The 20,800-nt window shown below is 72.1% G+C and carries 20 protein-coding genes and 1 tRNA gene; 11 read left to right on the forward strand and 10 right to left on the reverse strand.

All coding sequences use genetic code 11. The features are described from left to right. Positions 1 to 26: 26 nt before the first annotated feature. From ADK55_RS02560 to ADK55_RS02570, 3 genes are all read right to left on the reverse strand, one after another. A complete protein-coding gene (locus tag ADK55_RS02560) occupies positions 27 to 1,490 on the reverse strand; it encodes a PP2C family protein-serine/threonine phosphatase (protein ID WP_053675565.1) in 1,464 nt (487 codons plus the stop codon). Positions 1,491 to 1,634: 144 nt separating this feature from the next. Beyond that, the gene (locus tag ADK55_RS02565; RefSeq protein WP_053675567.1) at positions 1,635 to 2,132 is read right to left on the reverse strand and encodes an FHA domain-containing protein FhaB/FipA; all 498 of its coding nucleotides are present in this window, start codon (positions 2,130 to 2,132) and stop codon (positions 1,635 to 1,637) included. Between the two features lie 10 nt (positions 2,133 to 2,142). Continuing rightward, positions 2,143 to 2,985 (reverse strand): FhaA domain-containing protein, encoded by an 843-nt coding sequence (locus ADK55_RS02570; RefSeq protein ID WP_053675569.1) that lies wholly within the window; start codon positions 2,983 to 2,985, stop codon positions 2,143 to 2,145. Positions 2,986 to 3,276: 291 nt separating this feature from the next. Here ADK55_RS02570 and ADK55_RS02575 point away from each other — a divergent pair. The 6 genes from ADK55_RS02575 (at position 3,277) to ADK55_RS02600 (ending at position 8,902) form a co-directional block, all read left to right on the forward strand. Beyond that, positions 3,277 to 3,359: transfer RNA gene (locus ADK55_RS02575), tRNA-Leu, on the forward strand. A gap of 275 nt (positions 3,360 to 3,634) precedes the next feature. Next, positions 3,635 to 5,245, forward strand: a complete 1,611-nt coding sequence (locus tag ADK55_RS02580) for a sensor histidine kinase (RefSeq protein ID WP_053675571.1) — start codon at positions 3,635 to 3,637, stop codon at positions 5,243 to 5,245. 8 nt (positions 5,246 to 5,253) lie between these two features. Continuing rightward, a complete protein-coding gene (locus ADK55_RS02585) occupies positions 5,254 to 5,913 on the forward strand; it encodes a response regulator (RefSeq protein ID WP_053675573.1) in 660 nt (219 codons plus the stop codon). A 68-nt stretch (positions 5,914 to 5,981) separates the two neighbouring features. Continuing rightward, positions 5,982 to 7,415 carry a DUF2252 domain-containing protein gene (locus ADK55_RS02590; protein WP_078998384.1) on the forward strand — a complete coding sequence of 478 codons (1,434 nt, stop codon included), beginning with the start codon at positions 5,982 to 5,984 and terminating at the stop codon, positions 7,413 to 7,415. Positions 7,416 to 7,474: 59 nt separating this feature from the next. Beyond that, positions 7,475 to 8,434, forward strand: a complete 960-nt coding sequence (locus ADK55_RS02595; RefSeq protein ID WP_078998386.1) for a hypothetical protein — start codon at positions 7,475 to 7,477, stop codon at positions 8,432 to 8,434. A 123-nt stretch (positions 8,435 to 8,557) separates the two neighbouring features. Next, the gene (locus tag ADK55_RS02600) at positions 8,558 to 8,902 is read left to right on the forward strand and encodes a rhodanese-like domain-containing protein (protein WP_053675575.1); all 345 of its coding nucleotides are present in this window, start codon (positions 8,558 to 8,560) and stop codon (positions 8,900 to 8,902) included. A gap of 49 nt (positions 8,903 to 8,951) precedes the next feature. On the opposite strand, the gene ADK55_RS02605 is transcribed toward ADK55_RS02600, so the two are convergent. From ADK55_RS02605 to paaA, 6 genes are all read right to left on the reverse strand, one after another. Further along, entirely contained in the window at positions 8,952 to 10,094 is a 1,143-nt protein-coding gene (locus ADK55_RS02605; protein ID WP_053675577.1) for an acyl-CoA dehydrogenase family protein, read from the reverse strand. A 137-nt stretch (positions 10,095 to 10,231) separates the two neighbouring features. Further along, positions 10,232 to 11,359 carry a 2Fe-2S iron-sulfur cluster-binding protein gene (locus ADK55_RS02610; RefSeq protein WP_053675579.1) on the reverse strand — a complete coding sequence of 376 codons (1,128 nt, stop codon included), beginning with the start codon at positions 11,357 to 11,359 and terminating at the stop codon, positions 10,232 to 10,234. Beyond that, positions 11,360 to 11,845, reverse strand: coding sequence for a 1,2-phenylacetyl-CoA epoxidase subunit PaaD (paaD, locus tag ADK55_RS02615; RefSeq protein WP_053675750.1), 486 nt, complete (start codon positions 11,843 to 11,845; stop codon positions 11,360 to 11,362). Positions 11,846 to 11,859: 14 nt separating this feature from the next. Further along, positions 11,860 to 12,609 (reverse strand): 1,2-phenylacetyl-CoA epoxidase subunit PaaC, encoded by a 750-nt coding sequence (gene paaC / locus ADK55_RS02620; protein ID WP_234349865.1) that lies wholly within the window; start codon positions 12,607 to 12,609, stop codon positions 11,860 to 11,862. Continuing rightward, positions 12,606 to 12,890 (reverse strand): 1,2-phenylacetyl-CoA epoxidase subunit PaaB, encoded by a 285-nt coding sequence (gene paaB, locus ADK55_RS02625; RefSeq protein ID WP_053675581.1) that lies wholly within the window; start codon positions 12,888 to 12,890, stop codon positions 12,606 to 12,608. The genes paaC and paaB overlap by 4 nt, the downstream gene beginning before the upstream one ends. Then, positions 12,887 to 13,891 carry a 1,2-phenylacetyl-CoA epoxidase subunit PaaA gene (paaA, locus tag ADK55_RS02630; RefSeq protein WP_078998388.1) on the reverse strand — a complete coding sequence of 335 codons (1,005 nt, stop codon included), beginning with the start codon at positions 13,889 to 13,891 and terminating at the stop codon, positions 12,887 to 12,889. The genes paaB and paaA overlap by 4 nt, the downstream gene beginning before the upstream one ends. Before the next feature lie 147 nt (positions 13,892 to 14,038). On the opposite strand from paaA, the gene ADK55_RS02635 reads away from it, so the two are divergent. From ADK55_RS02635 to ADK55_RS02645, 3 genes are read left to right on the forward strand one after another with little or no spacing between them, the layout of a single operon-like run. Then, a complete protein-coding gene (locus tag ADK55_RS02635) occupies positions 14,039 to 14,761 on the forward strand; it encodes a DUF5819 family protein (RefSeq protein WP_053675583.1) in 723 nt (240 codons plus the stop codon). Further along, on the forward strand, positions 14,698 to 15,948 hold the full coding sequence (locus tag ADK55_RS02640) for an HTTM domain-containing protein (protein WP_053675586.1): 1,251 nt from the start codon (positions 14,698 to 14,700) through the stop codon (positions 15,946 to 15,948). Before ADK55_RS02635 ends, ADK55_RS02640 begins: the two co-directional genes overlap by 64 nt. Positions 15,949 to 15,999: 51 nt before the next feature. Continuing rightward, complete coding sequence (locus ADK55_RS02645; RefSeq protein WP_053675588.1) at positions 16,000 to 16,782, forward strand: TrmH family RNA methyltransferase; 783 nt, start codon at positions 16,000 to 16,002, stop codon at positions 16,780 to 16,782. Here the strand turns inward: ADK55_RS02645 and paaN are convergent. Next, on the reverse strand, positions 16,779 to 18,461 hold the full coding sequence (paaN, locus tag ADK55_RS02650) for a phenylacetic acid degradation protein PaaN (protein ID WP_053675590.1): 1,683 nt from the start codon (positions 18,459 to 18,461) through the stop codon (positions 16,779 to 16,781). The two genes, ADK55_RS02645 and paaN, sit on opposite strands and share 4 nt — an antisense overlap. Positions 18,462 to 18,628: 167 nt before the next feature. On the opposite strand from paaN, the gene ADK55_RS02655 reads away from it, so the two are divergent. Continuing rightward, positions 18,629 to 20,212 (forward strand): 3-hydroxyacyl-CoA dehydrogenase, encoded by a 1,584-nt coding sequence (locus tag ADK55_RS02655; protein ID WP_053675757.1) that lies wholly within the window; start codon positions 18,629 to 18,631, stop codon positions 20,210 to 20,212. Next, positions 20,209 to 20,796 (forward strand): TetR/AcrR family transcriptional regulator, encoded by a 588-nt coding sequence (locus tag ADK55_RS02660; RefSeq protein ID WP_053675592.1) that lies wholly within the window; start codon positions 20,209 to 20,211, stop codon positions 20,794 to 20,796. Before ADK55_RS02655 ends, ADK55_RS02660 begins: the two co-directional genes overlap by 4 nt. Positions 20,797 to 20,800: the final 4 nt, after the last annotated feature.

Below are 20,800 nucleotides of genomic sequence, written 5' to 3' on the forward strand. Positions count from 1 at the left end.
GGCAGGCCCCCTGCGCCCGCGTATCTCTACTGCTTTTCGCACTGGCCGGCCAGTTGCTGCTCGGCGGCAGTCAGGCTGGGGCCGGGTGTCGTGCTGGGCTTCGCCTCGGCGGCGCGGCGGGCTTCGTCCTTCTTGCAGGCGGACACCTGCGCGGTGAGCTCGTCGATCTTCTGACGTGCTCCGTCGAGGCTGTCCTCGCTGATGGTGGCCTCGACCTGCTTGCGCTTGAAGGGCGGCAGGTACTTGAGTTCGATGTCGGGGTGATCCGCCTCGACCTTCGAGAGGTGGATCCACGCGAGGTTCTGGTTGATGCCGCGGTACAGCGCGACGTGCTCGTCCTTGACGCCCACGTAGAACTGGGTCTGCGTCCACCGGTGGCCGGCGTACACGCCGCCGCCGACGAGCCCGGCCACGAGCAGCAGGAGCAGCGTGCGCACGGTCCACTTGCGCCCTTTGCCGCGACGTCTGCGCGGGTGGTCGTACGTGTCCTCTTCGGCGTCGTAGGCGTCGGGTTCGCCGAAGCCGCCGTACGCGCCGCCGCCCTGGCCCGGGTCCTGGTTCTGGTCGGGGTAGCCGTAACCGGTGGCCTCACCGCTGCCGGGAGGGCCGAAGGAACCCGCGGGCGGGGAGGCCTGGCGGCCGAGCCCGGAGGCGCGGCCGGCCGGGGTCTGCATGGCGTTGCCGTCGAACAGCTGGTGCTGGTTCTCGGCGACCGCGCCCACGACGACCGGGCTGTCGTTGATCTGGGCGGCCAGGGTGTCGCCGCTGTCGGTGTCGAGGACGTCGGCGACGATGCAGGTGATGTTGTCGGGTCCGCCGCCGCGCAAGGCGAGTTGGATCAGCGCCTGCACGGTCTCGTGGGGGCCGTGGTAGTCGGCGAGGGTCTCTTCCAGGGTCTGGTGGGAGACCACGCCGGAGAGCCCGTCGGAGCAGATGAGGTAGCGGTCGCCGGCGCGGACCTCGCGGATCGACAGATCGGGTTCGACGATGTCGCCGCTGCCGAGCGCACGCATCAGCAGCGAGCGCTGCGGGTGCGTGGTGGCTTCCTCTTCGGTGATCCGGCCCTCGTCGACGAGCCGTTGCACCCAGGTGTGGTCCTGGGTGATCTGGGTGAGGACGCCGTCGCGGAGCAGGTAGGCGCGCGAGTCGCCGACGTGCACGAGGCCGAGTCGCTGACCGGTCCACAGCAGGGCGGTGAGCGTGGTGCCCATGCCTTCGAGCTGGGGGTCCTCCTCGACCATGACGCGCAACTGGTCGTTGGCGCGCTGCACGGCCACGCTGAGCGCGGTGAGGATGTCGGAGCCCGGGACGTCGTCGTCGAGCTGCACGAGTGTGGAGATCACCTCGGAGCTCGCGACCTCACCGGCGGCCTGGCCGCCCATGCCGTCGGCGATGGCGAGGAGACGGGGACCGGCGTAGCCGGAGTCCTCGTTCCCCTCGCGGATCATGCCCTTGTGCGATCCGGCGGCGAACCGTAGGGACAGACTCATGCGCACCTGCCCTGTCGACGATGCCTCCGGGTACAACCGGTCTCGAGCCACACTGCCCACCCTCCGGTCGGGAGCGCGCTCCGGTCGCAGTCCCCGGTGGGACGGACCGCCGCGGCTCGCTCGCTCCGCTCGCTCATTCTCGTACTACTTCCGCAGCTCGATGACGGTCTTGCCGATGCGGATCGGGGCGCCCGGCGGGATGGGCGTCGGGGTGGTCAGCCGGGTCCGGTCGAGATACGTGCCGTTGGTGGACCCGAGATCCTCGACGATCCACTGGCCGTCACGATCCGGGTAGATCCTGGCATGACGGCTCGACGCGTAGTCGTCGTCCAGCACGATCGTGGAGTCGTGGGCGCGGCCCAGCGTGATCGTCTGCCCGGCGAGGGCCACGGTGGTGCCCGTGAGGGTGCCCTCCGAGACGACCAGCTTGGTCGGCGCACCCCGCCGCTGGCGCTGCTGTGGTGGCGCGGATTGCCGCCCCGCCTGTTGCGGAGCGCTGTTGGCGCCGCCCCGGCGCGAGCCGCGTTGCGTGACTCGCGTTCCGAAGAGGTCGCTGCGAATGACCTGGACGGCCACGATGACGAACAGCCACAAAACGGCCAGGAAACCCAACCGCATGACCGTCAGGGTCAGCTCTGACATTGCCCCCGCTTCACCCTTCGGCTTGCCGATAAATGATGGTGGTGCTGCCCACGACGATCCGCGAGCCGTCGCGGAGCGTAGCGCGGGTGGTGTGCTGCCCGTCCACCACGATGCCGTTGGTGGACCCCAGATCCTGGATCGTCGGGGGCGTTCCGGTCCGGATCTCACAGTGCCGGCGGGAAACGCCGGGGTCGTCGATCCGCACATCGGCCTCGGTGCTTCGGCCGAGTACGAGCGTGCCGCGCGAGATCTGATGGCGGGTGCCGTTGATCTCGATCCAGCGGCGCGTGGTGCCGCCGCCGGAAGTCATGGGAGCCGCTCCGCCGGGGCCGCCGGGGGCGGTCCTGCGGGCGCCGGGTCCGCCGGGGGGCGGGGCGCTGGGCATGGGCGGGGCGGCGACCGGGGGGTACCCGTATCCGCCCTGCGGGCTGTCGGGAGCCGGGGCCTGCCCCAGGGGGCCGCCGCCTGACTGGGAGGTGCTGGAGGCGAGCGTACGGCTTCGGACGCGGTAGAGGCCCGTGTCGAGGTCGTCGGCCTTCTCCAGGTGGACCTTGATCGGTCCCATGAAGCTGTAGCGCTGCTGCTTGGCGTAGTCGCGGACGAGGCCCGCGAGCTCGTCGCCGAGCTGACCGGAGTAGGGACTCAGGCGGTCGTAGTCGCCGGCGCTGAGTTCCACGATGAAGTCGTTGGGTACGACGGTCCGCTCGCGGTTCCAGATGGTGGCGTTGTTGTCGCACTCCCGCTGGAGGGCGCCGGCGATCTCCACCGGCTGGACCTCGGACTTGAACACCTTGGCGAAGGTGCCGTTCACCAGACCTTCGAGTCGCTGCTCGAACCGCTTCAGGACTCCCATGGGGCACCTCCTCCGTCGTTGTCGCCCTGTACTGCTTACTGATCGTATCCACGCGTGGCGGATTCGGCTGGTTCCCCTTCGGCCTCGTGCCGAGGAGTGTTGGTCCTCACAAGCGATCGTAGGGGCGCTCAAGGGACAGTGTCCCGCACCGGGACGGGAGTGCGGGAGGGGCTGTCGAGGGTGAGGTGGGGGGAGCGGGAAAAGGGATGTGATTCCACCCTGTCTGGCGTGCTAATCTTTCGACGTCGCCAGGGGAACGGCCCGAAAGGGAAGATCCACTGGTAGCCGCTCGGGCGAGTGGCGGAACGGCAGACGCGCTGGCTTCAGGTGCCAGTGTCCTTCGGGACGTGGGGGTTCAAATCCCCCCTCGCCCACTTCGAGTGGTTCTCGAACCACTCGGCTTGAATTGAGAGAACCCCCACTCCGGAGAGATCCGGAGTGGGGGTTCTTTCGTCGTGTCCGGAAGTCGATGTGTGACGGCGCTCTCTCCGGGTCTTCCCGCCGTCGTCAGACTTTCGTCGGGTGGGGTGCGACGAAAGTGGGCGGCGGGCGACGCGTGCGGGTGTCTAGGGTCGGGCGCGTGGAAACGACGGCGGGGACGCGCGCGGGGTGGGACTGGCTGAGGGGGCCGGAGCCCTGGTCCCGTCGGATGGTGGCGGGGGACCTGGCGCTGGCCGGTGTGATCGCCCTGCTCGGCCTGGGGATCGAGGAACTCGACAACGGCACCCCGCTGCGGATGTGGGCCGGCGTCCTGGTCGTGGTGGCGCTGACGCTGCTGCGCCGGCGGCTGCCCGCGACCACGCTGATCGTGGGTGCGGCGGTGTCGCCCTTCCTGCCCGGAACGTTCCTGATCACGGCCCTGCTGGGCTGGTCGGCGGGGCGCCGGGTCGAGGACGTCGGTCGGGCCCTGGGGGCCTTCACCGCCGCCTTCGTCGCCGAGGTCGGCTTCAGTGTGGTGGCCGAGTGGTCGCACACGCGGCTCCTGCTGACGATCGTTTTCTCCACGCTGATGTTCCTGGCCGTCACCGTCATGCCGGGTCTCGCCAGTCGGTACTGGTCCCAGCGCCGTACGTTGCTGCGCGCCCTCCAGGAACGCAACGGACAGCTGATGCGCGAGCGGGCGATGGTCGCCGGGCAGGCCCGACTGCGGGAACGGCAGCGCATCGCGCAGGACATGCACGACAGTCTGGGCCACCAACTGGCGCTGATCTCGGTGCACACCGGCGCCCTTGAGGTGGACCCGAAACTCACCGACCGGCAGCGCGAGGCGGTGGGAGTGCTGCGGCACGCCTCGGTGGCCGCGATGCACGAACTCCGCGAGGTGGTCGGGATCCTGCGGGACGGGGTCGAGGCACCCGTCCCCGTCGAGGAGGCGTCGCAGCCCGCCGCCCGGGGGGTGGCCGGGATCGCCGGGATCGTGGAGGCGGCGCGGACCGCGGGTACCGACGTCCGGCTGACCGTCTCGGGGCGGCAGCGGCCGCTGGTGGCGGCCTGCGACCACGCGGCGTACCGGATCGCGCAGGAGGCGCTGACCAACGCCTACAAGCACGCGCCGGGGGCGCGGATCACGGTGGAACTGCGGTACGAGGACGACTCCCTGGTGGTGGAGATCGCCAACGGTCCCGCGGAGGGCCCGGGTGCCGGCGAGGTGGTGTCCGGCGGGCAGGGGCTTACGGGGCTGCGCGAGCGGGCCCGGCTGGTCGGCGGCATGGTCCACGCGGGGGCCGCCGAGGGCGGCGGGTTCCGGGTGGCGGGTGTGCTGCCGTACGGCGCGGAACCGGCCGGGACGGTCGAGGACGTGGCCGACGACTTCGGACAGCAGACGCAGGCGATGGGGCTCAAGGGCGCACCGCCGATGGACTGGGCGGCCGTCGACCGGGAGTTGGCGGTCCGCAGCCGTACCGGCGGGGTCGCGTTGGGCTGCGGCATCGCGGTCGCCGCGGTGATCCTGCTGGTCATCGTGATCGGGGCGGGGGTGGCCCTGCTGGTGGGATCCGCGAACAACGCCATGATCAGCGAGTCGGAGTACGACTCGACGCACGTGGGCGAGGCCGAGGACGCGGTCCGCGGGCGGCTGCCCGACGGCGACAGCATCCTGACGTCGGGCCTGGACGGGAAGGGACCGGCGCAGCCGGCCGGCACGGACTGCGTGGCGCTGCTCTCCTCGGAGGAGACGCGGCTGAACACCGATACGGTTTACCGGTTCTGCTTCAAGGACGGGAAGCTCGTCGACAAACAGACGTACGAGGTCAAGCAGTAGGAGCACGGGTGACACCCAGAGTGATCCGCGTCGTGATCGCCGACGACGAGCCGCTGATCCGGGCGGGCATAAGGATGATCCTGACCTCGGCGGCGGACATCGAGGTCGTGGCGGAGGCGGCCAACGGTCGGGAGGCGGTGGAACTGGCCCGGGCACACCACCCGGACGTGATGCTGCTCGACATCCAGATGCCGGTCATGGACGGGCTGACGGCACTGGGTGAACTGGGCCGCGCCGTGCCCGAGGTACGGGCCCTGATCCTCACCACCTTCGGCGAGCGGGAGAACGTCCTGCGCGCGCTGGGCGAGGGCGGCGCCGGGTTCCTGCTGAAGGACTCCGCGCCGGGTGAACTGATCGGCGCGGTGCGGGCCGCGGCGGCCGGCGACGCCTACCTCTCGCCCGCGGCGACCCGGCACGTGGTGGACCAGCTGGCCTCCGGGCGGTCCACCGGGCGGGGCGAGGAGGCCCGCCGTCGCGTGGCCGGGCTGAGCGAGCGGGAACGCGGGGTGCTGGCCTTGCTCGGCGAGGGACTGTCCAACGCGGAGGCCGGGCGCCGACTGCACATGAGCGAGGCCACGGTGAAGACCTACGTCAGCCGGATCCTGGCCAAGCTGGAGTGCGAGAACCGGGTGCAGGCGGCCCTGCTGGCCAGGGACGCGGGCCTGTAGATACGGTCGGGGCCCGCATCGATCGATGATGTGGGCCGAGTACGACGTTACGGGTGGGGGCGGCAGGCATGGCGACGGTACCGGGGCAGCGCGAGAGAGCGGCTGACGTGACGGACGGCGGGCGGATCCCGGTGGTGCAGGGGTTCGCCCCCCGCGTCGAGGGGGGCTCCCCCAAAGAGGCCGGCAAGGCGCTGAGGCTGCGGGTGCCGCGCGCGGCGCACGCGCGGTTCGAGCCCCCGACCGACCGGCCCGACGCCGTGCGGGCCGTCGAGGAGTCCAACGTGGGCCGGGTCGCCGAGCTGACGCCGATACGGGTGGGCCGGATGGCCGCCAACCCCTTCGCGTTCCTGCGCGGGTCGGCCGGACTCATGGCGCACGACCTGTCCGGCGGTCCGGTGACCGGCATAGGCGCTCAGATCTGCGGTGACGCGCACGCGGCGAACTTCGGCCTCTACGGGGACGCGCGCGGGCGACTGGTCATCGACCTGAACGACTTCGACGAGACCGAGTTCGGTCCGTGGGAGTGGGACGTCAAGCGGCTCGCGACCTCGCTGGTGCTGGCGGGGCGGGTGGCCGGGGCCGACGAGGACACCTGCCGGGCCGCGGCCCTGGACGCGGTGGGCGCGTACCGCCGGACCCTGCGGCTGCTGGCCAAGTTGCCGGCGTTGGACGCCTGGAACGCCATCGCCGACGAGGAACTGGTCTCGCACGCCGACGCCCGTGATCTGCTCGGCACGTTGGAGCGGGTCTCGGAGAAGGCCCGGAACAACACCTCGGCCCGGTTCGCCGCCCGGTCGACGGAGGTCGGGACCGATGGACGGCGCCGCTTCGTGGACGCGCTGCCCGTGCTGCGCCGGGTCGGCGACGCCGAGGCCGCGGCCGTGGCGGCCTCGCTCGGCCCGTACCTGCACACCCTCCAGGGGGACCGGCTGCCGCTGCTGGCCCGGTACGCGATCCACGACGTGGCTTTCCGCGTGGTCGGGACCGGAAGCGTGGGAACGCGCTCGTACGTGGTGCTGCTGCTGGACCACCGGGGAGAGCCGCTGGTCCTCCAGGTGAAGGAGGCCCGGCCCTCGGTACTGCTTCCCCACCTGCCCGCGCTGGGCTTCCACGCGGCGCCGGAGGAGCACGACGGGCGGCGGGTGGTGGCCGGGCAGAAGCGGATGCAGGTGGTCTCGGACATCCTGCTGGGGTGGACCACGGTGGAGGGGCGGCCGTTCCAGGTGCGCCAGTTCCGCAACCGCAAGGGCAGCGTGGACCCGGCGGCGCTGGCCGTGGACCAGCTCGACGACTACGGCCGGATGACCGGGGCGCTGCTGGCCCGGGCGCACGCGCACAGCGTCGATCCCCGACTGCTGGCCGGGTACTGCGGCAAGAACGAGGAGCTGGACGAGGCGATGGCCGACTTCGCGGTGGCCTACGCGGACCGCAGCGAGGCCGATCACGAGGTCCTGGTGGCGGCCGTGCGCAACGGGCGGATCGCGGCCGAGGCCGGGGTCTGAGTGTTTCACGTGAAACATCGGCCCGACCGGACCGGCCGGACCGGCCTTAGGGTGGCCGGGTGAGCGAGCAGACCGAGCAGAGCGACCAGACAGTTCCCGAAGAGCCCGTCGCGTCCACCGACGCGGTCGACGCCGGTGTCGCCGGTGGGGCCGGTGAGTCCGGTCATGCCGGTGGCTCCGATGCCGGTGGTGTCGGTGACGGCGGTGGTGTCGGCGGTGCCGGTGAAGCCGCCGGGGGCGGTGAGGAGCGGCCCGAGGCACGGCTGGACCGGGCCGTACGGGCGGCCGAGCAGGCGCTCATCGAGTTCGAGATCGCGGTGGAGACCTTCCGGGTGGAGGTCGAGAACTTCTCCCGCCTGCACCACCAGAAGCTCGGGCCGATGTACTCGCGTCTCGACGAGCTGGACGCGTTGATCGCGGAGGCGAAGGCGGCGCGCAGCGGTGACCCGGAGGATCTGCGGCGGGCGCACGAGGCACGCGCCCTGGTGATGCCGATGCCCGGTGTCGACGAGCTGTTCAACGACTGGCTGGACTCGGACGGGATGTCCGACGACGCGTCCGCCATGCTCACCGAGCGGTCCGTGCGGCCGCCGGAGCGGGTGCGGCCGTCGGAAGAGGTGCGCAAGCTCTACCGCGAGCTGGTCCGCAAGGCACACCCCGACCTCGCGCCGGACGAGACCGAGCGGGAGCGACGCGACGCCTTCATCGTGCGGGTCAACGCGGCCTACGGACGGGGCGACGAACAGGCGCTGCGCGAGCTGGCCGAGGAGTGGGCGGCGGGCCCCGTGCCGGAGGCCGCCAGGCCGAGCGAGAGCGAGGAGCTGTACGCACGGCTGGAGTGGCTGGCGGCGCGCAAGGAACTGCTGGCGGCGGTGGCGCGGGAGCTGGAGGACAGCGCGATCGGTTCGATGCTGCGGATGGCGCCGGAGGGCCCGGACCGGCTGCTGGAGGAGATCGCCGAGCAGCTGCTGGAGCGGGTGTCCGAGCGCGAGTCGGAACTCGCCGAACTGGCCGGGTAGTGCGGCGGCGCGGTGCGCCGGGAGGCGCCTCGCGCACAGGTGGGGCGGCGTCGGGTGGCTGGGGCGTCGGTGGGCGGTCGGATAGGTTGGCAGCCTGATTCGTGACGAGAGAAGGCGACAGCTATGAACTTCGGACCGCTTCCCTCGGTGGACGCCGCCGCGGTGCCCTCCGAAGGCTTTGTCCTGGACGTCCGTGAGGACGACGAATGGGCGGCCGGACATGTCGAGGGTGCGCTGCACATCCCGATGAGCGACTTCGTCGCCCGCTTCGGCGAGCTGACCGAGGCCGTCGAGGACGGCGGTCGGGTGCACGTGATGTGCCGGGTCGGCGGGCGCTCCGCGCAGGTCACCCAGTACCTGGTGCGCCAGGGCATCGACGCCGTGAACATCGACGGCGGCATGCAGGCCTGGGACGGCGCCGGGCGCCCGATGGTGACGGACAACGGGAACCCGGCCTTCGTGCTGTAGTCCTGTAGCCCTGTAGTCCGCTCCGCGGGGGTCGCACCCCGGGGTTCGCTCAGGTGAGGGGATGGGCGGCCAGCAGGTCGCCCAGGGCCTCCTCGTGCGCCGCGGCCGGGCCCAACTGGAGTTCCAGCTGCTTGGCCCAGGCGTGGTAGCGGTGCAGCGGGTACTCGGTGTCGGCGCCGAAGCCTCCGTGCAGGTGCTGGGCGGTCTGCACGACCCGGCGTACGCCCTCCGAGGCCCAGATCTTGGCCACCGCGACGTCGCCGGCGATCGGCAGCGGGCCGCCCGCGCCGGCCGTCGCCGATTCGAGCCGCCAGGCGGCCTGCCAGAGGGTCACCTCCATGGCCCGCAGGTCGATGTAGCGATCGGCCGCCTGGACGGCCACGGCCTGGAAAGTGGCGATGGGGAAGCCGAACTGTTCGCGCTTGCCGGTGTACTGGCTGGTCATCGTGAGCACGGCCTCCCCCAGCCCGAGCGCGAGCGCGCACGTGCCGGTGGTCAGCAGCCGGCGGAGCCCGTCCCAGGCGTCGGGGGCGTCGAGGAGGTGCGTGGCGGGCACCCGTACGCCGTCGAGCGAGAGCTCGGCGAGCCGCTCCCCGCTCGTGGAGTACTGGTCCGCGAGGGTCACCCCCGCTCCGGTGCGCGGCACCAGCGCGAGCACGGCCTCGCCCTCCCCGGCGTGGGCCGGGACGGCGATCCAGTCGGCGTTGTGCCCCCAGGCGACGGAGGTCTGCACCCCGTCCAGGACCCAGTGCGCGCCGTCCCGCTGGGCGGAGACGGCGAGTTCGGCGGGATCGTGGCCGGTACGACCGTGCGCGGCGGCGGTGAGGACGATCTCGCCCCGACCGGCGCCGGGCAGCAGGGCCGCCGCCAACTCGGGGCTGCCGTGGGTCTGGACGACCATCGCGGTGGCGCAGTGCTCCAGCAGCGGCACCCGGGCCAGCACCTTCGCCGCCTCGCGGAGCACCAGGCACAGGGCGATGGCGTCGAGCCCCGCCCCGCCGTGTTCCTCGGCGAGGACCAGGCTCAGCAGGTCGGATCCGGCGAGCCTGGCCCACAGGGGACGGTCGAAGTCGTCGGCCACGGCCCCGGGCGAGAGCGCGGGACTGGGCACGCCGTCGGGGGTGACGTCCGCGAACACGGCCCTCGCCGCCTCGACGGCCGCCTGCTGTTCCTCGGTGAAGGTGAAGTCCACTGCCTGTCCTCCCGCGTGCACCGGATCCCGTTCAGGTCTGACGGAGCGTCAAGATAGAACACGTTCCTGGAAATGCACAGCCTTGGAAATGTGTGGCCTTGGAGAGTGCACGGCCGTGCACAGGAGGAGGTGGTCGGTCAGCGGTCGAAGTCGATCTCCACTTCCTCCGTCACCGCGTGCGACTGGCATGCCAGGACGAAGCCGGCCTCCGTCTCCTCCGTCTCCAGCGCGAAGTTGCGGTCCATCCGGACCTCGCCCGAGACCAGGAACGCCCGGCAGGTTCCGCACACTCCGCCCTTGCACGCGTACGGGGCGTCCGCGCGGTTGCGCAGCACCGCGTCCAACAGGGACTCGCCGTCCTCGACCGGCCAGGTGCCCGAGCGGCCGTCGAGCCGTGCCGTGACACGGCCGTGGGCGGCGGTCGCGGAACGGACCGGGGCCGACGCGGCGGTGTCCTCGACGTGGAAGATCTCCTCGTGCACCCGGGTCCGGCCGACGCCCAGCGCGCCCAGGGCTCGTTCCGCGCCCTGTACCAGGCCGTAGGGGCCGCACAGGAACCAGCCGGTCACCTCGGCCACCGGCAGCAGTGCGGGCAGCAGAGTCGTCAGGCGTTCCTCGTCCAGCCGGCCGGACGGCAGACCGGCCTCCTGCTCCTCGCGGGACAGGACGGTCACCAGCTGGAAGCGGTCCGGGTAGCGGTCCTTGAGGTCCGCGACCTCCTCCAGGAACATCGTCGAGGCGGCCGTACGGTCACTGCGCACCAGGCAGAAACGGGCGTCGGTCCGGGCCGACAGCAGCGAGGCGGCGATCGACAGCACCGGGGTGATGCCGCTGCCGCCGACGATCGCCGCGTAGTGCGCGGCGGCCGGCGCGGCGGCCGGGTCCAGCACGAACCGCCCGGCGGGGACCATCACGTCGAGCACGTCGCCGGCGGCGATCTCCTTGTGCGCGAAGGTGGAGAACTCCCCGCCCTCCACCAGTCGCACCCCGACCCGCAGCAGCGCGGGACCGGCGGCGCCGGGCGCGGGCGAGCAGATCGAGTACGTACGGCGGACCTCCGTCCCCTCGGGGCCGCGCCGGCGCAGGGTGAGGTGCTGGCCGGGGGCGTGGATGTACTCGGCCCGCAACTCCTGAGGCACGCTCAGGGTCAGCGCCACCGAGTCGTCGGTGAGCCGGTCGACCGCCGCCACCGTCAAGGAGTGGAACGCGCCGTGTCGTGCGGGGCGCGCGGACACCGGTGTGGGCGACGGCGGGGACACGGCCATCTAGAGCTCCTTGAAGTGGTCGAACGGTTCGCGGCAGGTGACACAGCGGCGCAGTGCCTTGCACGCGGTGGAGGAGAACCGGCTGAGCAGCTCGGTGTCGGTCGATCCGCAGTGGGGGCAGCGGACCGACAGGGTGAGCGGGACCGGCCCGCCGGCGGAATGGGGGCGGGGCGGGGCGATGCCGAACTCGGCCAGCTTGCGGCGCCCTTCGGCGCTGATGTCGTCGGTCGACCAGGCGGGGGCCAGGACCGTGCGCACCCGGACCTCCGGTATGCCGTGGTCGGTCAGGATCCGCCGGATGTCGTCGGACATGGCCTCGATGGCCGGGCAGCCGGTGTAGGTCGGGGTGAGGGTGACCTCGACGTGCCCGTCGGCGTGCATCCGGACGCCGCGCATGACGCCGAGCTCGGCGAGGCTGAGGACGGGCAGCTCCGGGTCGGGGACCGACCCGGCCAGGTCGGCCAGCTCGGTCTCCAGCCGGGTCATTCCCGTGCCGGTGGTCACCACGACGCTCCGGGGTGGCTGCGGTGCAGGTGCTGCATTTCCGCGAGCATCCGCCCGAACGACTCGGTGTGCAGTCCCTCGCGGCCGGCGCCGGCGGCCCAGGCGCCCGTGCGGCGGCCCTCGGGCAGGGTGAGCCCGGCCCGCTCCAGCACGGCGCCCACGGCGGCCAGCCAACGCTGCTCCAGGGCCTGCCAGTCCACGCCGTCGAGCCCGTCGATCGGCCGGAACATCTCGCCGGTGTACCGCCACAGCGCGGTCAGCGCGGTCAGCATCCGGGCGCGGCTCTCCTCGGTGCCGTCACCGAGCCGCAGCGTCCACTGCTCGGCGTGGTCGCGGTGGTAGGCGGTCTCCTTGACGGCCTTGGCCGCCAGCGGGGCGAACGGGCCGTCGCCCGCGGCCAGCACCGTGTACAGCTCGTGCTGGTGGAAGGAGAAGTACAGCTGGCGGGCGATGGTGTGGGCGAAGTCGCCGTTCGGCTGCTCGACCAGCTGGAGGTTGCGGAAGGACCGCTCGTCGCGCAGGAACGCCAGCTCGTCCTCGTCCCCGGCCATGGAGAGCAGGACGCGGGCCTGTCCGAGCAGGTCGAGGGCGATGTTGGCGAGGGCGACCTCCTCCTCCAGGACGGGGGCGTCGCCCGCCCACTCGCCGAGGCGGTGGGACAGGATCAGCGCGTCGTCGCCGAGGGCGAGGGTGGCGGCGCGGAGCGTGGCGGGGCTGGTCTCGGTCGTGGTGTCGATGCCGGTCACAGGTGACGCACCCCCTCGGGGATCTCGTAGAAGGTGGGGTGCCGGTACGGCTTGTCCGCGGACGGGGCGAAGAACGGGTCGCGCTCGTCGGGGGACGAGGCGGTGATCCCGGTGGAGGGCACCACCCAGATCGAGACGCCCTCGTTGCGCCGCGTGTACAGGTCACGGGCGTTGCGCAGGGCCATCTCCGCGTCCGGTGCGTGGAGACTTCCGGCGTGCGTGTGCGAGAGGCCGCGGCGTGAGCGCACGAACACCTCCCACAGGGGCCAGTTCTGCGTCATACCCGTGCCTCGCTTTCGGTGCTTGCCTTGCTCGCTTGCTTCTCGGCGTACGCCGCGGCCGCGTCGCGGACCCAGGCGCCTTCCTCGTGGGCCGTGCGGCGGCGCGTGAGGCGTTCCTCGTTGCAGGGGCCGTTGCCCTTGAGGACGTCCCAGAACTCGGCCCAGTCGATGGCGCCGAAGTCGTGGTGTCCGCTCTCCTCGTTCCACTTGATGTCCGGGTCGGGCAGCGTCAGGCCCAGCGCCTCGGCCTGCGGCACGGCGATGTCCACGAAGCGCCGGCGCAGCTCGTCATTGGAGTGCCGCTTGATCCGCCAGGCCATGGACTGCGCGGAGTGCGCCGACTCGTCGTCCGGCGGGCCGAACATCATGAGCGAGGGCCACCACCAGCGGTCGACGGCGTCCTGCGCCATCGCGTGCTGCTCCTCGGTGCCCTTCGAGAGCGCCATCAGCAGCTCGAAGCCCTGGCGCTGGTGGAAGGACTCCTCCTTGCAGATCCGGACCATGGCGCGGGCGTACGGGCCGTAGGAGCAGCGGCAGATCGGAACCTGGTTGGTGATGGCCGCGCCGTCCACGAGCCAGCCGATCGCGCCGACGTCGGCCCAGGTCAGGGTGGGGTAGTTGAAGATCGACGAATACTTCTGCTTGCCCGAGTGGAGCTTGTCGAGGAGTTCGTCGCGGCTGGTGCCGAGGGTTTCCGCGGCGCTGTACAGGTACAGGCCGTGGCCGGCCTCGTCCTGGACCTTGGCCATCAGGATCGCCTTGCGGCGGAGCGAGGGCGCGCGGGTGATCCAGTTGGCCTCGGGCTGCATGCCGATGATCTCGGAATGCGCGTGCTGGGCCATCTGGCGGACCAGGGAGGCGCGGTACTCGTCGGGCATCCAGTCGCGCGGCTCCACTCGCTCGTCCGCCGCCACGGCGGCGTCGAAGGCAGCCGCCAGCTGTGCCCCGAGGTCGGTCCCCAGGGCTTCGTCCTGCCCGGACTCCGGGGTCACTGTGACCATTGCGGGCTCCCTGTCAGAGTTTGTCGGCCGGCCGCCGGTCACCCGACCGACCGATCGTTCGGTTCGTCCTCTTCAATGGTGAGACGACGGCCCGTAGGGTGTCAACCTCTGTGGGCAACCCTGTGGAAGCCGGATGATCGGGGCGGGATGGATTCGAACGAGCGCGAGCCTTCGGAACAGCCCGTTCCGGAGGCCCTCACGCCGGGTGCGCCCGCGGACGCCGAGGCCGGCCCGCCGGTCGTCGCGCCGCCGCCCAGGGCGCCCGGGATCGCCGGTCTGTCCACCCCGTACCGGGTGGTCGTGGCCCTCGCGCTGGGGATCGTCGCCGTGGCCGCCTGCGGGCACCTCGCGGCCGTCTTCCTGCACGTGGCCCCGTCCAACACGCTCAGCAAACGGCACGCGAGCACGATCGACGCCTGGATCTACCCCGAGTTCGAACAGAACTGGAAGCTCTTCGCCCCCAACCCCCTCCAGCAGAACATCGCGGTCCAGGTACGGACCCAGGTACGGGCCTCGGACGGTGGGCTGACCACCGGCGGCTGGCGCGACCTGTCCGCCGAGGACGGCGCGGCGATCCGCCACAGCCTGCTGCCGAGCCACACCGAGCAGAACGAGCTGCGACGGGCCTGGGACTTCTTCACCGGCTCCCACGACGAGAACAACAAGCCGAACGGCGAGCGCGGCGCGCTGTCGGAGGAGTACCTGCGCCGCATCGCGATGGACCGGCTGGCGCCCCGGGATCGGGAGGACGACCGGATCGTACGCATCCAGTTGCGTTCGGCGACGACCGCCGTGGCCGCGCCGAAATGGAGCGACGAGCAGAGCGACACCCGGACCTACTACCGGGAGCTGCCGTGGTGGACGGTCTGAGGCCGAGCGCGCGCAGCCGTGCCCGCGCGGCCGCCGGGCAGGCCTTGGCGCAGGTCACCGGCCGGGCGCTGGGGCCGTACCAGAGCGCCGTGGTGCGCATCGGGTTCTCCGCGACCTGGCTGTTCTTCCTGCTGCGGGAGTTCCCGCACCGGCACGAGCTGTACGGGCCCGACGGCCCCTGGAGCTGGGGGATGGCCGAGCGGCTGATCGCCTCGAACCGGGCCTTCACGGTGCTGATGTGGTCCGACGCGACCTGGTGGTTCGAGCTCGTCTACGGGCTCTCCGTGCTCGCGAGCGTGCTGCTGATGCTGGGCTGGCGGACCCGGGCGACGTCCGTGCTCTTCATGATCGGCGTGCTGTCCCTCCAGAACCGCAGCGTCTTCATGGGGGACGGCGGGGACAACGTCATCCACCTGATGGCGATGTACCTCGTGCTCACCCGCTGCGCGCGGGTCTGGTCCCTGGACGCCCGCCGGGCGCGGCTGCGCGGCTCGGCCTCGGCCGGTGCGGCGGGGCCCGTGCTGTGGAGCGTGCTCGGGCTGCTCTTCGCCTACGGGGCGGTGACCGGGAGGTTCGGCGCGGGCTGGCTCGCCGCGTTCGCGGCGGTGTGGGTGGTGCTCGGGCTGTGGTGGCTCGTCGACCGCTTCGAGCCGGAGGGGGAGGGCCGGGCCGTCCTCGACGTGCTGGCGAACCTGCTGCACAACGCGGGGATGCTGGTGATCATGGCGGAGGTCTGTCTGATCTACGCCACTGCGGGCTGGTACAAGATCCAGGGCTCGCGCTGGCAGGACGGCACCGCGCTGTACTACCCGCTGGGCCTGGACTACTTCACCCCGTGGCCGGGGCTGTCCGGGGTGCTGGCGGGCAGCGGGACCCTGGTGATGCTGCTGACCTACGGGACGGTCGCGGTCCAGGTCGCGTTCCCGTTCACGCTGTTCAACCGGCGGATCAAGAACGTGCTGCTCGCGGTGATGATGCTGGAGCACGCCGGGATCGCGGTGCTGCTCGGCCTGCCGTTCTTCTCGCTGGCCATGATCGCGGCCGACGCGGTGTTCCTGCCGACGGTGTTCCTCGTCTGGCTCGGCGCCCGTGCGGGTGCCGAGCGCCGGCGCGACCGGGCCGCCTCGGAGCCGCCGCCGGGCCCGCTCGACGCCCCGACCCCGATCCCGGCCGAGGTCGCGCGCTGACAGGGCGCCCGCCGGTCCCGGGGCCCGTGCGCGGCCCGTAGGGTCGGCGGTATGAGTGAGCAGCACGGGGACCCCGGACAGGTCGCGCGGGAGTGGCGGGAGGCCGCCGGGCGGGAGGACGTGGTCCTGCTCGACGGGTTCCACGCGCTGAAGCACGCGCTGCGCTTCGGTGCCCGGGTGGAAGCCGTCGTCGCCGACGATCCCGAGGCCGTCGGGGCGCTGGCCGCCGAGCTGGCCCCGGACGTGGAGGCGCGGGTCCGCGGGCTGGTGCGCGGGACGGAACTCAAGGGGTTGCTGGCCCGGGTGCACCCCACCGGGGTGGCCGCGCTCGCCGTGCGACCGGACCGCGAGGCGGGCCTTGAGGCGCTGCGCCGGCCGGGCCGCACCGCCCCGATCGTGGTCCTGGACAACCCGCGCAACCTCGGCAACGTGGGCGCCGTCGTCCGGCTCGCCGCCGGCTTCGGCGCCACCGGGGTGGTCACGCGCGGAGACCTCGACCCCTGGCACCCCAACGTGGTCCGGGCCGGGGCCGGCCTGCACTACGCGACCACCGTCGACCGGGTCGAACTGGAGACCCTGCCGCCCGGGCCGCTGTACGCGCTCGACCCGGAGGGCGAGGACATCCGTGCCCTCACCCTCCCGGACGACGCCCTGCTCGCCTTCGGCTCGGAACGCCACGGGATCTCGCCCGAGCTGCGGGCCCGCGCCGATCACCTGGTGTCCCTGCCGATGCGGCCGCAGGTCTCCAGCTACAACCTGGCCACCAGCGTGGCCATGGCCCTCTTCCACTGGGGCGGGCCCCACCTCGACCAGGCCCACCCCGACCGGGTCTAGGCCTGGCGGCGGACCTCCACCACCCGGAACCGGTTCGCGACGAAGGCGCCGTCGCACAGGGCCGCGTTGGCGGCCGGGTTGCCGCCGGAGCCGTGGAAGTCCGAGAAGGCCGCCGTCTGGTTGACGAAGACCCCGCCGGTCAGGTTCAGCGACAGCTGCGCCGACTCCTCCAGACAGACCGCCTCGACGGCCCGCTCGGTGTCCGCGGACGTGGTGTACGCGCCCACGGTCATCGCGCCCTTCTCCCGCACCGTGCGGCGCAGCAGCTCCAGTGCGTCGGCCGTGGAGTCGACCGCGACCGCGAACGACACCGGGCCGAAGCACTCCGAGAGGTAGGGGGCCTCCGGGTCGGCCTTGGCGGCGTCCAGCTTGACCATCACCGGCGTGCGGACCACCGCGTCCGGGAACTCCGGGTTCGCGACCTCCCGCGAGGCCAGCGCGACCTCGCCCAGTCCGGCCGCCGCCTCCAGCCGGGCCTTGACGTCCGGGTTGACCAGCGCGCCCAGCAGGGCGTTGGCCCGGGCGTCGTCGCCCAGCAGGCCGCCGACCGAGGCCGCGAGGTCGGCCACGACCTCGTCGTACGTCTTGTGTCCGGCGTCGGTGGCGATGCCCTCGCGCGGGATCAGCAGGTTCTGCGGGGTGGTGCACATCTGGCCGCTGTAGAGGGACAGCGAGAACGCCAGGTTGGACAGCATGCCCTTGTAGTCGTCCGTGGAGTCGAGGACGACGGTGTTCACGCCGGCCTTCTCCGTGTACACCTGCGCCTGGCGGGCGTTGGCCTCCAGCCAGTCGCCGAACTCCGTGGAGCCGGTGTAGTCGATCAGCTTGATCTCGGGGCGCACGGCGAGCGTCTTGGCGATGCCCTCGCCCGGCCGCTCCACCGCCAGCGCCACCAGGTTCGGGTCGAAGCCGGCCTCGGCGAGGACCTCGCGGGCCACCCGCACCGTCAGCGCGAGCGGGAGGATCGCCCGGGGGTGCGGCTTCACCAGGACGGCGTTGCCGGTGGCCAGGGAGGCGAACAGGCCCGGGTAGCCGTTCCAGGTGGGGAAGGTGTTGCAGCCGATCATCAGCGCGATGCCGCGCGGCACGGCGGTGAACGTCTTGCCGAGCTTGAGCGGGTCCTTCTTGCCCTGGGGCTTCTCCCAGTCGGTCTGCCCCGGGACGCGGGTCTGCTCCTCGTACGCGTAGGCCACGGCCTCCAGACCGCGGTCCTGCGCGTGGGGGCCGCCCGCCTGGAACGCCATCATGAAGGCCTGGCCGCTGGTGTGCATCACCGCGTGGGCGAACTCGTGCGTGCGGGCTGAGATCCGGGCGAGGATCTCGACGCAGACCACGGCGCGGGTCTCGGGACCGGCGTCCCGCCACGCGCCCATGCCCGCGCGCATCGCGGGCAGCAGCACCTCCGGGTCGGCGTGCGGGTACTCGACGCCCAGCTCGGGGCCGTACGGGGACACCTCGCCGCCCGTCCAGCCGTCGGTGCCGGGCTGGTCGAGTTCGAAACGGGTGCCGCGCAGGGCCTCGAACGCCGCGAGCCCGTCGGCCGGGGCGGTCTCCCCGTAGGCCTTGGGGTGCTCGGGATGCGGGGACCAGTAGGCGCGGGTGCGGATGGCCGACAGCGCCTGGTCCAGGGTGGGACGGTGCTTCTCGGTCAGCTGGGGGACGGTGGGCTCGGCGGCCATCAGGGACCAACTCCTCGTTGAGCCGGGCAAGATCGGGCTGGTTCGCAGACTGGGATCCGGCAGGGGCGGGTGAAGAAGAGCAGACTGGAGTTAGAGTAACCGAACGATCGGTCGGGACAAGAGGGCCCGGCGGACCTGTGGACAAGTCGGTGCGGGAGGATCGGGTCATGACAGCAATCGAGCGGTCCCGCACTGTGGCGGTCATCGGCGCCGGCACGATGGGGCAGGGCATCGCCCAGGTCGCCCTCCTCGCAGGTCACCCGGTGCTGATCCACGACGTCAACGAATCCCTCGCGCGGGACGGTCTCGGCCTCGTGCAGGACCGCGTCGAGCGCATGGTCGCCAAGGGGCGCCTGGACCGCGCCGAGGCCGACGACGCGATCGGCCGGATCGGCTGCGCACGCGACCTCGCGGACCTCGCCGACGCCGCACTCGTCATCGAGGCCGTCGTCGAGGACGTCACCGTCAAGCGCGCGCTCTTCGCCGCGCTCGAAGAGGTGGTTTCGCCGGACGCGCTGCTGGCCACCAACACCTCCTCCCTCTCCGTGACGGAGATCGCCGCGGGACTCGCGCACCCCGGCCGCTTCCTCGGCCTGCACTTCTTCAACCCCGCCCCGCTGCTCCCGCTCGTCGAGGTGGTCAGCGGCTTCGCGACCGACCCGGCCGCCGCCGAGCGCGCGTACGACACCGTCCTGGGCTGGCGCAAGACGCCGGTCCGCTGCGCCGACACCCCCGGCTTCATCGTGAACCGGATCGCCCGCCCCTTCTACGCCGAGGCCTTCGCGGTGTACGAGGAGCGGGGCGCCGACCCGGCCACCATCGACGCCGTGCTCCGCGAGAGCGGCGGCTTCAAGATGGGCCCGTTCGCACTGACCGACCTCATCGGCCAGGACGTCAACGAGGCCGTCACCCGCTCCGTCTGGGAGTCGTTCTTCCGCAGCCCCAAGTTCACCCCCTCCCTCGCGCAGCGCAGGCTGGTCCAGTCGGGTCGCCTCGGCCGCAAGTCGGGCCACGGCTGGTTCCCGTACGGCGAGGCCGCCCCCGAGCCCGTCCCGCACACCGCGGGCCCCGAGGAGGCACCCGCCAAGGTCACCGTCGTCGGGGACCTCGGCCCGGCGTCCGCGCTGACGGAGCTCCTGGAGGAGGCCGGGATCGCGGTCGAGTCCACCGAGCACGGGGGGCCGTACATCCAGCTCCCCGGCGAGGGGCAACTGGTGCTCGCGGACGGCAAGACCTCCATCGAGTTCGCGGACGTCGTCTACTTCGACCTCGCGCTCGACTACCGCGACGCCACCCGGATCGCCCTGTCCGCCGGCGAGGACACCACCGAACAGACCCTGGCCGAGGCGATCGGCCTGTTCCAGAAGCTCGGCAAGAAGGTCTCCGTCATCGGCGACGTCCCCGGCATGATCGTCGCCCGGACCGTCGCCATGCTGATCGACCTCACGGCCGACGCCGTCGCGCGCGGGGTCGCCGCCGCCGAGGACATCGACACGGCGATGCGACTGGGCGTCAACTACCCGATGGGCCCCGCCGAATGGCACGACCGGCTCGGCCGGGACTGGGCGTACGACCTCCTGCACCACCTCGACGAACGCTGCCCGGGTGGCCGCTACGCCCCCTCGCTCGCGCTGTACCGGCTCGGCTACGCGGCGGGCGACGACGAAGCGGAAGACGCGGGACCGGGTGACACGGGCACGGACGGGGCGGTCGGATCGGGCACGGACGGGACGGAGGGGGACGCGGAGTGACGACGCCCCGGCGGGACACCTACACACCGGAGACGCTGCTCTCCGTCGCGGTCCAGGTCTTCAACGAGCGCGGCTACGACGGCACCTCGATGGAACACCTCTCCAAGGCCGCGGGGATCTCCAAGTCCTCGATCTACCACCATGTCGCCGGCAAGGAGGAACTCCTGCGCCGGGCCGTCAGCCGCGCGCTGGACGGTCTCTTCGCGGTCCTGGAGGAGCCGGGAGCGGTACGCGGCCCGGCGGTCGAGCGCGTCGAGTACGTCACCCGGCGGACGGTCGAGGTGCTGCTCGCCGAACTCCCCTACGTGACCCTGCTGCTGCGGGTGCGCGGCAACACCCGGACCGAACGCTGGGCACTGGAGCGCCGCCGCGAGTTCGACCACGCGGTGGCCGACCTCCTCAAGGCCGCGGCGGCCGACGGCGACCTGCGCGCGGACGTGGACATCAGGCTCGCGACCCGGCTGCTCTTCGGCATGGTCAACTCCCTGGTCGAGTGGTACCGCCCCTACCCGGGCGCCGACCACGCGCAGCTCGCCGACGCGGTCGTCCACATGGCCCTGGACGGTCTCCGCGCCCAGAAGTGACCCC

The organism is Streptomyces sp. WM4235, from assembly GCF_001279725.1.
GTDB lineage: Bacteria > Actinomycetota > Actinomycetes > Streptomycetales > Streptomycetaceae > Streptomyces.